General features: G+C 61.5%; 13 protein-coding genes. 2 read left to right on the top strand and 11 right to left on the bottom strand.

The window, feature by feature from the left end:
• Window positions 1-16 precede the first annotated feature (16 nt).
• Genes paaK through paaA form a run of 11 tightly spaced genes read right to left on the bottom strand, consistent with a single transcriptional unit; the run spans window position 17 to window position 9,527 of the window.
• Window positions 17-1,333, bottom strand: a complete 1,317-nt coding sequence (gene paaK / locus DG357_RS10670) for a phenylacetate--CoA ligase PaaK (protein ID WP_041910177.1) — start codon at window positions 1,331-1,333, stop codon at window positions 17-19.
• Between the two features lie 27 nt (window positions 1,334-1,360).
• A complete protein-coding gene (gene pcaF / locus DG357_RS10665) occupies window positions 1,361-2,566 on the bottom strand; it encodes a 3-oxoadipyl-CoA thiolase (protein WP_088205385.1) in 1,206 nt (401 codons plus the stop codon).
• Complete coding sequence (paaI, locus tag DG357_RS10660; protein ID WP_028013034.1) at window positions 2,566-2,988, bottom strand: hydroxyphenylacetyl-CoA thioesterase PaaI; 423 nt, start codon at window positions 2,986-2,988, stop codon at window positions 2,566-2,568. The genes pcaF and paaI overlap by 1 nt, the downstream gene beginning before the upstream one ends.
• Window positions 2,978-4,402, bottom strand: a complete 1,425-nt coding sequence (gene paaH, locus DG357_RS10655; protein WP_088205383.1) for a 3-hydroxyacyl-CoA dehydrogenase PaaH — start codon at window positions 4,400-4,402, stop codon at window positions 2,978-2,980. The genes paaI and paaH overlap by 11 nt, the downstream gene beginning before the upstream one ends.
• Window position 4,403: 1 nt before the next feature.
• On the bottom strand, window positions 4,404-5,192 hold the full coding sequence (gene paaG, locus DG357_RS10650; protein WP_088205382.1) for a 2-(1,2-epoxy-1,2-dihydrophenyl)acetyl-CoA isomerase PaaG: 789 nt from the start codon (window positions 5,190-5,192) through the stop codon (window positions 4,404-4,406).
• Window positions 5,192-5,959 carry a 2,3-dehydroadipyl-CoA hydratase PaaF gene (gene paaF / locus DG357_RS10645; RefSeq protein ID WP_048960752.1) on the bottom strand — a complete coding sequence of 256 codons (768 nt, stop codon included), beginning with the start codon at window positions 5,957-5,959 and terminating at the stop codon, window positions 5,192-5,194. The genes paaG and paaF overlap by 1 nt, the downstream gene beginning before the upstream one ends.
• Window positions 5,956-7,026: a 1,2-phenylacetyl-CoA epoxidase subunit PaaE gene (paaE, locus tag DG357_RS10640; protein WP_069732325.1), complete on the bottom strand. Its 1,071-nt coding sequence runs from the start codon at window positions 7,024-7,026 to the stop codon at window positions 5,956-5,958. The genes paaF and paaE overlap by 4 nt, the downstream gene beginning before the upstream one ends.
• A gap of 7 nt (window positions 7,027-7,033) precedes the next feature.
• The gene (paaD, locus tag DG357_RS10635; RefSeq protein ID WP_028013029.1) at window positions 7,034-7,531 is read right to left on the bottom strand and encodes a 1,2-phenylacetyl-CoA epoxidase subunit PaaD; all 498 of its coding nucleotides are present in this window, start codon (window positions 7,529-7,531) and stop codon (window positions 7,034-7,036) included.
• 11 nt (window positions 7,532-7,542) lie between these two features.
• Window positions 7,543-8,289 carry a 1,2-phenylacetyl-CoA epoxidase subunit PaaC gene (gene paaC, locus DG357_RS10630; protein WP_059357006.1) on the bottom strand — a complete coding sequence of 249 codons (747 nt, stop codon included), beginning with the start codon at window positions 8,287-8,289 and terminating at the stop codon, window positions 7,543-7,545.
• 8 nt (window positions 8,290-8,297) lie between these two features.
• Window positions 8,298-8,585, bottom strand: a complete 288-nt coding sequence (paaB, locus tag DG357_RS10625; RefSeq protein WP_059354848.1) for a 1,2-phenylacetyl-CoA epoxidase subunit PaaB — start codon at window positions 8,583-8,585, stop codon at window positions 8,298-8,300.
• 12 nt (window positions 8,586-8,597) lie between these two features.
• On the bottom strand, window positions 8,598-9,527 hold the full coding sequence (gene paaA / locus DG357_RS10620; RefSeq protein ID WP_231940807.1) for a 1,2-phenylacetyl-CoA epoxidase subunit PaaA: 930 nt from the start codon (window positions 9,525-9,527) through the stop codon (window positions 8,598-8,600).
• A gap of 285 nt (window positions 9,528-9,812) precedes the next feature.
• Here paaA and paaZ point away from each other — a divergent pair, with 285 nt between their 5' ends.
• Together paaZ and tynA are read left to right on the top strand one after the other, a co-directional pair.
• The gene (gene paaZ / locus DG357_RS10615) at window positions 9,813-11,855 is read left to right on the top strand and encodes a phenylacetic acid degradation bifunctional protein PaaZ (RefSeq protein WP_088205381.1); all 2,043 of its coding nucleotides are present in this window, start codon (window positions 9,813-9,815) and stop codon (window positions 11,853-11,855) included.
• Window positions 11,856-12,058: 203 nt separating this feature from the next.
• Complete coding sequence (gene tynA, locus DG357_RS10610) at window positions 12,059-14,332, top strand: primary-amine oxidase (protein ID WP_088205380.1); 2,274 nt, start codon at window positions 12,059-12,061, stop codon at window positions 14,330-14,332.
• Window positions 14,333-14,342 lie beyond the last annotated feature (10 nt).

Here is a 14,342-nt window from a genome sequence, read left to right as displayed (position 1 = left end):
GAGAAGGCCAGGTGTTTTAACCGTTGGCCGCAACTTTACGCAGATCAAACACCCGGCAGGCTTTTCCCTCCGAGCGCGGGATGCTGCCGCAGTTCACAATCATCACGTCGGTGGAAATCCCGACCATCGACTTTATGCGGTGGCGCAGCTGGTGGCACACCTGGCAACGCTGCTCGTGCGTCAGCGTTAAGCTGCTCTCTTTCAGCTCCACCTTCACGGAAAGTGAATCAAGATGCCCACGACGGTTCACCTCCAGCTGATAGTGCGGAGAAAGGTGTTCGAACTTCACGATCTCCTCTTCCAGCTGCGACGGGAAAACGTTGACGCCGCGGATGATCAGCATATCGTCGCTGCGGCCGCCGATCCGGTCCATACGGCGCATACTGCGCGCGGTTGCCGGCAGCAGACGCGTCAGGTCGCGGGTGCGGTAGCGGATCACCGGCAGCGCCTCTTTGGTCAGCGTGGTGAACAGCAGTTCGCCCTGCTGGCCGTCATCCAGCGGCGTGCCGTCGTTCGGGTTGACGATCTCCGGGTAGAAATGATCTTCCCAGATGGTTGGGCCGTCGGCGGTTTCGATACACTCCATCGCCACACCCGGCCCCATCACCTCGGAGAGGCCATAGATGTCCAGCGCCGTAATGCCTAAGCGTTTTTCGATTTCGCGACGCATGGCCTGCGTCCACGGCTCCGCGCCGAAAACGCCAACGCGCAGGGAGCAGGTGCTGGCGTCGCCGCCCATCTGGCGCTCCAGCTCCTCAATCAGGTTGAGGCAGTAGGACGGTGTCACCATGATCATGTCCGGCTGGAAATCACGGATCAGCTGCGCCTGTTTCTCTGTCTGGCCGCCGGACATCGGGATCACCGTCGCCCCCAAACGCTCGGCGCCGTAGTGCGCGCCCAGCCCGCCGGTAAACAGGCCATAGCCATAGGCCACGTGAATTTTGTCCTTCGCGCTGCCGCCCGCCGCGCGCAGGGAGCGCGCCACCAGGTTGGCCCAGTTGTCGATGTCGCCCTGCGTGTAGCCGACAACCGTCGGCTTGCCGGTGGTGCCGGATGACGCGTGAATGCGCACCACCTGCTCCATCGGCACGGCAAAGGTATCAAACGGGTAGTTATCCCGCAGGTCCTGCTTGGTGGTGCACGGGAATTTGCGGATATCCGCCAGCTCGTTGAAATCGTCAGGGTGAACGCCCGCGGCGTCAAACTTGCGTTTGTACATCGGCACGTTGTTATAGGCGTGGTGCAGCGTCCATTTCAGACGCGCGGTCTGCAGCGCCTGCAGTTCGTCAAGGGACGCAGTTTCGATCGGATCAAGCTTTGTTGTATTTGTCATTGTAGGGTACTCACATTGTTTTTATGCTCAAACACGCTCAAGGATCATGGCAATGCCCTGACCCACACCGATGCACATCGTACACAGCGCGTAGCGCCCGCCGCGTCGGTGCAGTTCATTACTCGCGGCCAGCGCCAGTCTGGCGCCGCTCATCCCCAGCGGGTGACCAATCGCTATCGCGCCACCGTTCGGGTTGACGTGTGCGGCATCATCCGGCAATCCCAGCTGACGCAGCACGCCCAGCGCCTGCGCGGCGAAAGCTTCGTTAAGCTCGATCACGTCCATCTCGTTAATGCTGAGTCCGGCGCGCTCCAGCACCTTGCGCGTGGCCGGTACCGGGCCGAGTCCCATCAGACGTGGCTCCACGCCTGCCGTCGCCATCGCCACGATACGCGTGCGCGGGACCAGCCCCTGCGCCAGCGCCATCTGCTCGCTGGCGACGATCAGCGCCGCTGCGCCGTCGTTGACGCCGGAGGCATTTCCCGCCGTGACCACCCCGTTCCTGCGGAACGGCGTTTTTAGCCCGGCAAGCTGCTCAAGCGTGGTGTCCGCGCGGGGATGTTCATCCTCGCTGAACTCGTTGACCGCCCCTTTTTTCCCCGGCACCTGCACCGACACAATCTCCTGCGCCAGAATGCCGTTCTGCTGCGCCTGCGCGGTACGCTGCTGGCTGCGCAGCGCGAACGCGTCCTGATCGGCACGGCTGATATTTAACAATTCCGCTACATTCTCTGCCGTTTCCGGCATGCTGTCAGTTCCAAATTGCTGATGCATGAGCGGATTCACAAATCGCCAGCCGATGGTGGTATCAAAGATCTCCGCCTGTCGCTGGAACGCGGCGGTGGCTTTGCCCATCACAAACGGCGCGCGGGACATGGACTCCACGCCGCCCGCAATCAGCAGGTCGCCGTCGCCCGCCATAATGGCGCGTGCGGCAAAACCAATTGCGTCCAGCCCCGACCCGCACAGGCGGTTAATGGTGGTTCCGGACACCGTCTGCGGCAGCCCGGCCAGCAGCGACGACATACGCGCCACGTTGCGGTTATCTTCACCCGCCTGGTTCGCGCAGCCGAAGATCACGTCGTCAATCCGCTCCAGATCGAGCTGCGGATAGCGGGCCAGCAGCGCGCGCAGCGGCACGGCGCCAAGATCGTCAGTCCGAACGGCGGAAAGCGCCCCGCCGTAGCGCCCCACCGGGGTTCGAACGCCATCACAAATAAATGCGTCACGCATCAGGCCTCTCCTGTCACATTGCCGCCGATGCGGTGAGATTTTCCGCGAAAAAGGGCGACGGTTTTCTGTTGCTGGTTCTGAATTTCAATGTCGTACACGCCGGTCAGCCTGCCCTGATGCTTCACCCGCGCGGTGGCGGTGAGCGTGTCCCCGGCAAAGCCCGGACGCAGAAAATCAATCGAACAGCCGGAGGCCACCGCCGCCAGCCCCTGACTGTTGCAGGCGTAGGCAAAGGCGGTGTCTGCCAGCGAAAACAGCTGTCCGCCGTGGCAGGTTTGGTGGCCGTTGAGCATCTGCGGGGTGATGGTCATGGACACCACCGCGTAGCCGTCGTCCATATCGACAATGTCCATCCCCATCGCCTGCGCGCAGGCGTCCCGTTCGTACATGGCGCGGGCGTTGTGCCAGGCGTTATGACTCATAGCTACTCTCCAGAAGCGCGCGCTGGCGCAGCAGGGAACAGGGGCGATAGCGTTCTTCGCCGTAATGGCGCTGCAGGTTCTCCAGCAGCGTCAGCAGGCGCTGCCAGCCCAGACGCTCGCCCCAGGCGATCGGCCCGCTCGGGTAGTTGACGCCCAGGCGCATGGCGGTATCGATGTCCTTCTCGCTGGCGACCCCTTTTTGCAGAGCATCCAGCGCTTCGTTGGCAATCATCGCCACCGTGCGCCAGACCAGCAGGCCGGGATAATCGGCAATCTGCACCACCCGAAGCCCCTGCTGCTGCAGGAAGCGGATGGTCTTTTGCGTCGCCGTATGCGGGTTGCTGGCGGCTGCGGCGATGACCGCGACATCGCGCTCGATGCGGTCCACCACCACCACCGGGCCGTTAAGCCGCAGCGCCAGGGCCTGCGCGGTTTCGCCCTGCGTTTCAATCAGGTACACATCATCAATTTCCGTGACACCGTCACGTCTTTTTTCCACGCGCATCGGGCTGTAGCTGTCGTTCACGGTATCAGCCCAGCGCACCCCGGGCCTGTCGCCCTGCCAGTCATAAACGCCCTTCCCGCTTTTTTTGCCCAGCCTGCCCGCCAGCACCAGCTCCTGCTGCACCAGCGAGGGCAGAAAACGACGCTCCTGCCAGAAGGCGTTAAATACCGAGCAGGTCACCGCGAAGTTAACGTCCTGACCAATCATGTCGGTCAGCTCCAGCGGCCCCATCGGGAAGCCGCCGCCTTCGCGCAGGGCGGCGTCAATCACCTCCGGCGCGGCCACCTGCTCTTCCAGCGCGCGCCAGGCCTCGGAATAGAACGGACGGGCGACGCGGTTGACGATGAACCCCGGCGTCGACTGGCAGCGCACGGGCTGCTTGCCCCAGTTCAGCGCCAGCTCGCACAGCGCGTCGGCCACTTCCGGGGAGGTCGCCAGCCCGCTGACCACCTCCACCAGCTTCATAACCGGCGCCGGGTTGAAGAAGTGCAGCCCGGCGACGCGCTCCGGATGGTGGATGTCCGCAGCAATCGCCGTGACGGAGATCGAAGAGGTATTGCTCGTCAGCACCGTCTGCGGCGGGCAGATTTCCGCCAGCTGCGAAAACAGCGCCTTTTTAACCTCCAGCCGTTCCGAGGCCGCTTCAATCACCAGTTCGGCCGCGGAGAGCGCGTCGATATCCGTGACGGGAAGCAGCCGGGCGAGGATCTGGCTCCCGGCATCGGCGGAAAGTTTTCCTCGCGTCACCCGGGAGGCCAGACGCTGGCGGATCCCGTCGATAGCGCGGGATATCGCATCGCTGGAAATATCGTAGAGCAGCACCTGATGCCCGTGGCTGGCCGCCACTTCTGCAATCCCCGCGCCCATCGTGCCGCTGCCAATCACGGCGACAGTCCGTATGTTGAGCATCTTATTTCCCCGTAAAGTTAGGCGCGCGCTTCGCGAGGAAAGCGCTGACGCCCTCGCGGTAGTCGTCGCTGCGACCGGCCAGACGCTGATAGTCGCGCTCCAGGTCAAGCTGCGCGTCGAGGGTGTTGGTTTCCGCAGCATTGATCGCCAGCTTGATCAGGCCCAGGCCGAAGGTCGGCTGCGAGGCAAAGTGCAGCGCCATCTGCTGCGCCGTGGCGGAGAGCTGGTCGTCGTCCACCACCTGCCAGATCATCCCCCACGCCTGCGCCTGCTCGGCGCTGAGTTTGTCCCCGAGCAGCGCCAGCCCCATGGCGCGGGCGCGTCCGGCCACGCGCGGCAGCAGCCACGTGCCGCCGCAGTCCGGCACCAGGCCGAGCTTGCTGAAGGCCATCACGAAGTTGGCCGACCGGGCGGCAATCACCATGTCACAGCCGAGCGCCAGCGTAGCTCCCGCGCCAGCCGCCACCCCGTTAACCGCGCAGATGACCGGCTTCGGCAGCTTTGCCAGGCGGCGCACCAGCGGGTTGTAGAAGGTTTCCACGGACATCCCCAGATCCGGCGCCGGGCCGTTGGGGTCGACGTTACGGTCGTTCAGATCCTGACCGGCGCAGAACCCGCGTCCTGCCCCGGTGATCAGCAGGCAGCGGATGGCATCATCGCGTTCGGCCTGCTTCAGGCACTCGGCAAGCTGCTGGTGCATCACGTCGTTAAAGCTGTTCAGACGCTCCGGACGGTTCAGCGTAATGGTCATTACGCCCTGTTCTACGTGACTGAGAATAAATTCCACAATTAGCGTCCTTTAAAGTCGGGGGTGCGTTTTTGTAAGAAGGCGTCGATACCTTCCCGGCGGTCTTCGGTGGCGGAAAGCAGCGTAAACAGCTGGCGCTCCTGGGCGAGCCCGGCCTGGAGCGGCACCTCCTGAGACTGGCGCAGCGCCTGCTTCGCCGCCTGCAGCGCCAGCGGAGAGTGGCGCGCCATCAGCGCCGCCTGCTTCAGGGCGTACTCCAGTGTCAGAGACGCCGGGAAGAGATCGCTCACCAGCCCGGCGCCCAGCGCCTGCTCTGCGGTAATGCTCTCGCCGGTCAGCACCATTTTGCTGGCAAGGGATTTACCGACGCTGCGGATAAGACGCTGGGTGCCGCCCGCGCCGGGCATGATGCCCAGCGTGATTTCCGGCAGGCCGAAACGGGCGTTATCGCCAGCAATGATCACGTCGCACAGCAACGCCAGCTCGCAGCCTGCGCCCAGCGCGAAGCCGTTCACGGCGGCAATCAGCGGTTTGTTAAACGCGTTAATGCGCGCCCATAGCTGCGGGCGGATATCGTTCAGGGTGGCGGGCAGGTCCTTCTCCGCCATTTCGTTGAGATCGGCCCCGGCGGCAAAGCAGCGCTCGCTACCGTAAATTACGCAGACGGCGATATCGGCATCCACGGCGGCAGCCTCAAGCTGTTCCGCAAGCTGCGCCAGCAGCGCGTTGTTAAGGGCGTTGCGCGCCGCCGGACGGTTCAGCGTCAGCTGCAGCACGCGGCCATGACGGGTAACAATCAGCTCGCTCATGCCATCCCCTTCGCGTCAAAGTCGACAATCACGTCGGCGGTTAACGGCAGCGACTGACAGCTCAGTACGTACCCGGCGGCCAGCTCGTCCGGCTCCAGGCTGTAGTTGGTTGCCATGTCCACCTTGCCGCGCAGCACTTTGCATTTGCAGGTGGCGCACACGCCGCCCTTGCAGGCATACGGAAGATCTGCCCCCTGCCGCAGGGCGGCATCAAGAATGCTTTCGTCGTCCGCCGTCAGGGTGATTTCACGGTCGCGCCCGTCCTGGCGCACGGTCACTTTTTGACCTTCCGCCTGCACGTGCACCGCGCGCTTAACGGTGATTCCGGAGGTGTTAAAGCGCTCAAGGTGAATGGATTTTTCCGGCATCCCCAGCGCCTTCAGCGTCGCTTCGGCGTCGTCCATCATCGCCGACGGGCCGCAGATAAATGCCTCGTCGTACTGGCAGAAGTTGATCAGGGTTTTCGCCAGCGCCTGCAGCTTTTCCCCGTCGATGCGGCCAAAGAGCAGGTCGCTGTCCAGCCGCTCCTGGCTGAAGATGGAGACCAGCTGCAGCCGCTGCGGGTATTTGTCCTTCAGGTCCGCCAGCGCCTGGCGGAACATCATGCTCTGGCTGCTGCGGTTGCCGTAGATCAGGGTGAAATGGCTGTTGGATTCGATCGAAAGCGTGGCGGAGATAATCGCCAGCATCGGGGTGATCCCGGAGCCTGCGGCAATTGCCAGGTAGTGGCCTTCACGTTCAGGCTGCGGCTGGTAGCCAAACTGCCCTTGAGGAACCATCACCTCCAGCGCCATGCCCGCTTTGATCTCATCCCGGGCATAGCGGGAAAAGCGCCCACCGTCGATGGCTTTGACCGCCACGCTGATCTCACCCGACGCGGTGCTGCGGCAGATGGAGTAGCAGCGGCGCAGCTCGTCTTCGCCCAGCGTCGTTTTCAGGGTCAGGTGCTGGCCGGGGCGGAAGCGGTAGGCCTCCTGCAACGCCTGCGGCACCGCGAAGGTGATGGTTACCGCGTCGCGGGTTTCGGGTTCCACTTTTGCCACTGTTAATGAATGAAACGTTGTCATGGCAGCCTCAAATACATTTGAAATAGTCGAAGGGCTCGCGGCAGGTATTGCAGCGGTAGAGCGCTTTGCAGGCCGTCGAGCCAAATTCACTGATAAGGGAGGTGTCGGTGCTGGCACAGCGCGGGCAGCTCACCTCTGCCGGGGCGTGCGCGTGGCAGCTATGCCCCACGGGTGGGCTGATGCCGTACGCCCGCAGGCGCTCGCGCGCGTCGGCGGTCATCCAGTCGGTGGTCCAGGCGGGTTCAAGCTGGAGCACGATGTGCACGGGAGTGAAGCCATGCGCGGTCATCGCCTCGCGGATCGCCCCCAGCAGGTGTTCCGTTGCCGGGCAGCCCGAGTAGGTTGGCGTGAAGCCAATCACCCAGCCTTCCCCCTGCGCCTTCACGCTGCGCACCATGCCTAAATCGGTGATGGTTAACACCGGCACTTCCGGATCGGGGATCTGGCTTAACAGCGACCAGATCTGCGGGATTTGCGCAGGCGCGATGTCGACGAGGCGTTGCATAGCGTTCTCCTTTACCACTGCTGACCGGGATACGCGCGCTGGAGATACTGCATTTCCGCCAGCATCGGACCCAGATGTTCGGTATGAAGCCCCTTCTTGCCCCCGGTGCGGTACGCCACCTCTGCGGGAACCTGCAGACAGGCTTCTTTCAGACCAGCAAACACTTCGCTTTCCCACGGCTGGCGCAGGGTTCGCGGATCCACCGCCACGCCGGCGTCAATCAGCTCAAGCTCGACCTCATCGGCGTCAAACAGCTCCGCCGTAAACCGCCACAGGCTGTCGATGGCCTGCTGCATTTTTTGCGCGGAGGTTTCGGTCCCGTCGCCCAGCCGCACCAGCCAGCCGCGGCTGAAGCGCAGATGGTAGCGTGCCTCTTTAATGGCTTTGGCGGCGATGGCAGCAAGCTGGCCGTCGCTGCTCTGAGTCAGGCGTTCGTACAGCGCCACGTTCCAGGCATCCATCAGGTACTGACGGGCAATCGTGTCGGCGAAGCTGCCGTTCGGCTGCTCCACCAGCAGGACGTTGCGGAACTGGCGCTCGTCGCGGCCAAACGCCAGCGTGTCTTCATCGCCCTGGCCTTCTAATTCCGCGGCATAGGTCAGAAAATTGCGCGCCTGCCCCAGCAGGTCGAGGCCGATATTGGCGAGCGCGAGGTCGATTTCCAGCTCCGGCGCGTGGCCGCACCAGGCGCCGAGACGCTGGGAGAGCACCAGACCGTTGTCGCCCAGACGCAGGGCATAGGCAGTCACTGAGTTCATTCTTTGCCTCACATATGCTCGATGCCGTCGGGGATGGTGTAGAACGTTGGATGGCGGTAAACCTTGCTTTCCGCCGGGTCGAAGAACTCGCCGCTCTCTTCTGGCTGGGAGGCCACAATTTCACTCGCCTTCACCACCCAGATAGAACCCCCTTCGCTGCGGCGGGTGTAGGCATCACGGGCATTTTCCAGCGCCATGCGATCGTCGGCGGCATGCAGGCTGCCCACATGACGGTGGGATAACCCTTGTTTGCTGCGTACGAACACTTCGTACAGCGGCCAGTAGACATTGCTCATGGTTATTTCCTCTTATGCGGCCTGACGGGTACGTTGTTTTTCGGCGTGCGCCAGCGCGGCTTCCCGCACCCACGCCCCGTCGTCCCAGGCTTTGCGTTTCGCGGCCAGACGTTCGTGGTTACAGATGCCACGCCCGTTAATGACCTCGTCAAACTCCTGCCAGTCGATCTCGCCGAAGCGGTAGTGTCCGCTCTCTTCATCGAAACGCAGGTCCGGATCCGGCACCGTCATGCCGAGCATCTCCACCTGCGGAACCGTGTTGTCGACAAAGCGCTGGCGCAGCTCGTCGTTACCGAAGCGTTTGATTTTCCAGGCCAGGCTGCGGGCACTGTTCGGCGAGTTGTCGTCGTTCGGCCCGAACATCATCAGCGCCGGCCACCAGAAGCGGTTGATGGCGTCCTGCAGCATCTGACGCTGAGCCTCACTGCCCTGCGCCAGCGCCATGCAGGCTTCAAAACCCTGACGCTGGTGGAAGCTCTCTTCTTTACAGATTTTCACCATCGCCCGTGCATACGGGCCGTAGGAGGTTCGGCACAGCGCCACCTGGTTGACGATGGCCGCGCCGTCCACCAGCCAGCCGATCACGCCGATATCAGCCCAGCTCAGGGTCGGATAGTTGAAGATGGAGGAGTATTTCATCTTGCCGTCGAGCATCTTCAGGTAGATGTCTTCCCGCGCGCAGCCCAGCGTTTCCGCCGCGCTGTAGAGGTAAAGCCCGTGTCCGGCTTCGTCCTGCACTTTCGCCAGCAGGATCGCTTTTCGGCGCAGCGTCGGCGCGCGGGCAATCCAGTTCCCTTCCGGGAGCATGCCGACAATTTCGGAGTGCGCGTGCTGACCAATCTGGCGGATCAGCGTTTTACGGTAGGCTTCCGGCATCCAGTCCTGAGGCTCAATCGCCGTCTCCTGCGCTATGCGCTGCTCAAACCGTTGTTCTTGCGTCACGTCATCACCTTTATGATTCGTTAGTTTGCAAATTAAAGCGAAATGTTGAATCACTTTGTTTTTTAAAAGTTACACAAAGGTTAAATATAACCCCAAGAATTGTTTCCCGGTTTTGTGATGCTGCTCGCAAGGCTTTTACGCCATGCCTTTTACAAAGCGCCTTTACGCGACGCGATTCGTCCAGCTAGATCACAACGTTAACAATTCATTAAAAACACAGCTTGATTTTTATGATTCGCGATCAAACTATTAATAGTGAAATCACGAAACATTTGGAGATAAGCGATGCAGCAGTTAGCCAGCTTCTTGTCCGGTACCTGGCAGTCTGGCCGGGGCCGCGAACGCGCGATTCATCACGCCATCAGCGGCGAAGCACTCTGGGAAGTGACCAGCGAAGGGCTGGACATGGCGGCCGCCCGTCGCTATGCCATTGAGCATGGGGGCGAGGCATTGCGCGCCATGACCTTTATTGAACGTGCCGCCATGCTGAAAGCGGTGGCGAAACACCTGCTCGACGAAAAAGAGGCGTTTTATGCCCTGTCCGCCCAGACGGGCGCGACGAAGGCGGACAGCTGGGTCGATATTGAAGGCGGCATCGGCACCCTCTTCACTTACGCCAGCCTGGGCAGCCGCGAGCTGCCGGACGACACGCTGTGGCCGGAAGATGAGCTAATCACCCTGTCGAAAGAAGGCGGCTTTGCGGCGCGCCACGTTCTGACCTCGAAATCCGGCGTGGCGGTACACATCAACGCCTTCAACTTCCCCTGCTGGGGAATGCTGGAAAAACTCGCGCCGACCTGGCTTGCCGGGATGCCCGCCATCATCAAGCCCGCCACCGCTACCGCGCAGGTGACGCAGGCGATGGTCAAATCCATCGTGGACAGCGGACTGGTGCCGGACGGCGCCATCAGCCTGATTTGCGGCGGCGCGGGCGATCTGCTCGACCAGCTCGACAGCCAGGACGTGGTGACCTTTACCGGCTCCGCCAGCACCGGGCAAAGCCTGCGCGTGCACCCGAATATTGTGGCGAATTCGATTCCGTTCACCATGGAAGCCGACTCCCTGAACTGCTGCGTGTTGGGTGAAGACGTCACGCCGGAGCAGCCGGAGTTTGCCCTGTTCATTCGGGAGGTGGTCCGCGAAATGACCGCCAAGGCCGGGCAGAAATGTACCGCCATTCGCCGGATTATCGTCCCGCAAAGCCAGGTTGATGCCGTGAGCCAGGCGCTGATTGCCCGTCTGGAAAAGGTGGTAATGGGCGACCCGGCGCAGGAAGGAGTGAAGATGGGAGCACTGGTCAACGCTGAACAGCGCGCAGACGTGCAGGAGAAAGTGGATCGGCTGGTCGCCGCAGGCTGCCAGATCCGTCTGGGCGGCAAAGCGGATTTGCAGGCCGCGGGGGCGTTCTTCCCGCCGACCCTGCTGTTCTGCCCGCAGCCGGATGAAACCCCGGCGGTGCACGATACTGAAGCCTTCGGCCCGGTCGCCACGCTGATGCCGTATCGCAGTGCAGAGCACGCCATGCAGCTTGCCCGCGCGGGCGGCGGCAGCCTGGCGGGGACGCTTGTCACCGCAGACCTGAACATTGCCCGCCAGTTTATTGCCGGCGCGGCGCGCGCCCATGGGCGTATTCAGATCCTTAACGAAGAATCATCAAAAGAGTCTACCGGCCACGGCTCCCCGCTTCCTCAGCTAATGCACGGCGGCCCTGGCCGCGCGGGCGGCGGCGAAGAGCTGGGCGGCCTGCGCGCGGTGAAGCACTACCTGCAGCGCACCGCAATTCAGGGTAGCCCGACGATGCTGGCCGCCATCGGCAAACAGTGGGTGCGTGGCGCAGCGGTGCAGGAAGATCGCGTCCATCCGTTCCGTAAATACTTTGAGGAACTGCAGCCGGGCGACAGCCTGCTGACGCCGCGCCGCACGCTGACGGAGGCGGACATCGTCAATTTTGCCTGCCTGAGCGGTGACCACTTCTACGCCCATATGGACAAGATCGGGGCGGCAGAGTCGATCTTTGGCGAGCGCGTGGTTCACGGCTACTTCCTGATCTCCGCCGCGGCGGGACTGTTCGTTGATGCAGGCGTCGGGCCGGTGATTGCCAACTACGGCATGGAAAACCTGCGCTTTATCGAGCCGGTCAAGCCGGGCGACACCATCCAGGTGCGTCTGACCTGCAAGCGCAAAACGCTGAAGAAACAGCGTACTGCCGAGGAAAAACCGACCGGCGTGGTGGAATGGGCGGTAGAGATTTTCAACCAGCACCAGCAGGCCGTGGCGCTCTACTCCATTCTGACGCTGGTGGCGCGCCAGCGGGGTGATTTCAGCTAACGTTCGCCCTCATCCTGCCCCTCTCCCCAACGGGGAGAGGAGATCGCTCTGCACGACCTGTGATTTATCTCAGCGCCTTTTTTAACCTGGCAAGACCAACAAATAACCTGGCAGATGCAGGCAAACGCTTTTCTCAGGCGCCTGTCAGGATAAGGCTGTCACAACACAATAAACCCTAAAAACACAACAAGATGAGGTCTACGATGGGAAGCAATTCTTCTTTTTCTGCCCGTAGAACGGCACTGGCCATGGCCGTTGCGCTCTGTTGCGCCTGGCAATCCCCTGCTTTCGCCCACGGCAGCGAGGCGCATATGGTCCCGATGGACAAAACACTGCAGGATTTTGGCGCGGACGTTCAGTGGGATGATTACGCACAGATGTTCACCATTGCGAAAGACGGCGCCTTCGTGAAGGTCAAACCGGGCGCAAAGACGGCCATCGTCAACGGTCACCCCCTCAAGCTTGAAGTGCCGGTAGTGATGAAGGACAAAAAAGCCTTTATCTCAGAGACCTTCATCAACGATGTTTTCCAGTCTGGTCTTGACCAGACCTTCCAGGTTGAAAAACGTCCTCACCCGCTAAACGCGCTCACGGCGGACGAAATTAAGCAGGCTGTCGGGGTTGTGAAAGCCTCTGCGGATTTTAAACCCAATACCCGCTTTACTCAGATCGCCCTTGCGGAACCAGAGAAAGCCAAAGTGTGGGACTTTGTGCTCAACGGTACGGCAGTGGACGCCCCTCGCCAGGCGAAGATCGTCATGCTCGACGGCAAGCACGTTATCGAAAGCGTAGTGGACCTGAAGGATAAAAAAATCCTGCGCTGGGAGCCGGTGAAGGACGCGCATGGCATGGTGCTGCTGGATGATTTCACCGCGGTTCAGCAGATCATTAACGAGAGCCCGGAGTTTGCCGAGGTGCTTAAAAAACACGGCATCACCGACCCGAAAAAAGTGATCACCACGCCGCTTACCGTCGGCTACTTCGACGGTAAAGACGGCCTGAAGCAGGAAGACCGCCTGCTTAAGGTGGTGAGCTATCTGGACGTCGGCGACGGCAACTACTGGGCGCACCCGATCGAGAACCTCGTGGCCGTGGTCGATCTTGAGCAGAAAAAAATCCAGAAGATTGAAGAAGGTGCTGTTGTGTCGGTTCCGATGACTCCGCGCCCCTATGACGGCCGCGACCGTGTCGAGACGCCGAAAAAGCCGCTCGACATCATTGAGCCGGAAGGCAAGAACTACACCATTACCGGCGACATGGTGCACTGGCAGAACTGGGATTTCCACCTGAGCCTGGATTCCCGCGTCGGCCCGATGATTTCGACCGTCACGTATAACGACAACGGGAAAAAGCGTCAGGTGATGTATCAGGGATCGCTCGGCGGCATGATTGTCCCTTACGGCGATCCGGAAGTGGGCTGGTACTTCAAGGCCTATCTCGACTCCGGCGACTACGGCATGGGCACCCTGACCTCGCCGCTGGTGCGCGGTAAAGATGTGCCGTCCAACGCCGTGATGCTCAACGAAACCATCCCGGACTACACCGGCACGCCGATGGAGATCCCGCGCGCGATCGCCATTTTCGAACGCTACGCGGGGCCAGAATATAAACATCAGGAGATGGGCAAGCCGAACGTCAGCGCCGAACGCCGCGAGCTGGTGGTGCGCTGGGTGAGTACCGTGGGCAACTACGATTACATCTTCGACTGGGTGTTCCACGAAAACGGCACCATCGGCATTGACGCCGGTGCAACGGGTATCGAGGCGGTGAAAGGCGTGCAGGCGAAAACCATGCATGATGCCACCGCCAAAGACGACACAAAGTACGGCACGCTGATCGGTCATAATATCGTGGGCACCACGCACCAGCACATCTATAACTTCCGTCTTGATATGGACGTGGACGGCATCAACAACAAGCTGGTGGCGATGGACCCGGAAGTGAAGCCGAATACCGCCGGCGGCCCGCGCACCAGCACCATGCAGGTCAATCAGTACGATATTGATACCGAACAGCAGGCGGCACAGAAGTTTGACCCGGGCACCATCCGACTGCTGAGCAACACCAGCAAGGAGAACCGCATGGGCAACCCGGTCTCGTACCAGATTATCCCTTACGCGGGCGGTACCCATCCGGTGGCGACCGGCGCGAAATTTGCGCCGGACGAGTGGATCTACCATCGTCTGAGCTTTATGGATAAACAGCTGTGGGTGACGCGTTACCACCCGGACGAGCTGTATCCGGAAGGGAAATTCCCTAACCGCTCCATCCACGATACGGGTCTGGGCCAGTACAGCAAGGATAACGAGTCGCTCAACGACCAGGACGACGTGGTGTGGATGACCACTGGCACCACCCACGTCGCACGCGCGGAAGAGTGGCCGATCATGCCGACGGAATGGGTGCATACCCTGCTTAAACCGTGGAACTTCTTCGACGAGACGCCAACGCTCGGGAAGAAAAAAGACGAAAAATAACCATCCGCCG

This window comes from Enterobacter bugandensis (assembly GCF_900324475.1).
Classification (GTDB): Bacteria; Pseudomonadota; Gammaproteobacteria; order Enterobacterales; family Enterobacteriaceae; genus Enterobacter; species Enterobacter bugandensis.
The sequence above is the reverse complement of the archived record's forward strand: the minus strand, read 5'-3'. Positions and strand labels throughout refer to the sequence as shown.

What these genes read in the sequence shown, in the direction of transcription:
- paaK (WP_041910177.1), bottom strand. Translation starts at nt 1,333, where the DNA reads ATGACAAATACAACAAAGCTTGATCCGATCGAAACTGCGTCCCTTGAC.
- paaD (WP_028013029.1), bottom strand. Translation starts at nt 7,531, where the DNA reads ATGCAACGCCTCGTCGACATCGCGCCTGCGCAAATCCCGCAGATCTGG.
- paaC (WP_059357006.1), bottom strand. Translation starts at nt 8,289, where the DNA reads ATGAACTCAGTGACTGCCTATGCCCTGCGTCTGGGCGACAACGGTCTG.
- paaB (WP_059354848.1), bottom strand. Translation starts at nt 8,585, where the DNA reads ATGAGCAATGTCTACTGGCCGCTGTACGAAGTGTTCGTACGCAGCAAA.
- paaI (WP_028013034.1), bottom strand. Translation starts at nt 2,988, where the DNA reads ATGAGTCATAACGCCTGGCACAACGCCCGCGCCATGTACGAACGGGAC.
- pcaF (WP_088205385.1), bottom strand. Translation starts at nt 2,566, where the DNA reads ATGCGTGACGCATTTATTTGTGATGGCGTTCGAACCCCGGTGGGGCGC.
- paaF (WP_048960752.1), bottom strand. Translation starts at nt 5,959, where the DNA reads ATGAGCGAGCTGATTGTTACCCGTCATGGCCGCGTGCTGCAGCTGACG.
- paaE (WP_069732325.1), bottom strand. Translation starts at nt 7,026, where the DNA reads ATGACAACGTTTCATTCATTAACAGTGGCAAAAGTGGAACCCGAAACC.
- paaZ (WP_088205381.1), top strand. Translation starts at nt 9,813, where the DNA reads ATGCAGCAGTTAGCCAGCTTCTTGTCCGGTACCTGGCAGTCTGGCCGG.
- paaH (WP_088205383.1), bottom strand. Translation starts at nt 4,402, where the DNA reads ATGCTCAACATACGGACTGTCGCCGTGATTGGCAGCGGCACGATGGGC.
- tynA (WP_088205380.1), top strand. Translation starts at nt 12,059, where the DNA reads ATGGGAAGCAATTCTTCTTTTTCTGCCCGTAGAACGGCACTGGCCATG.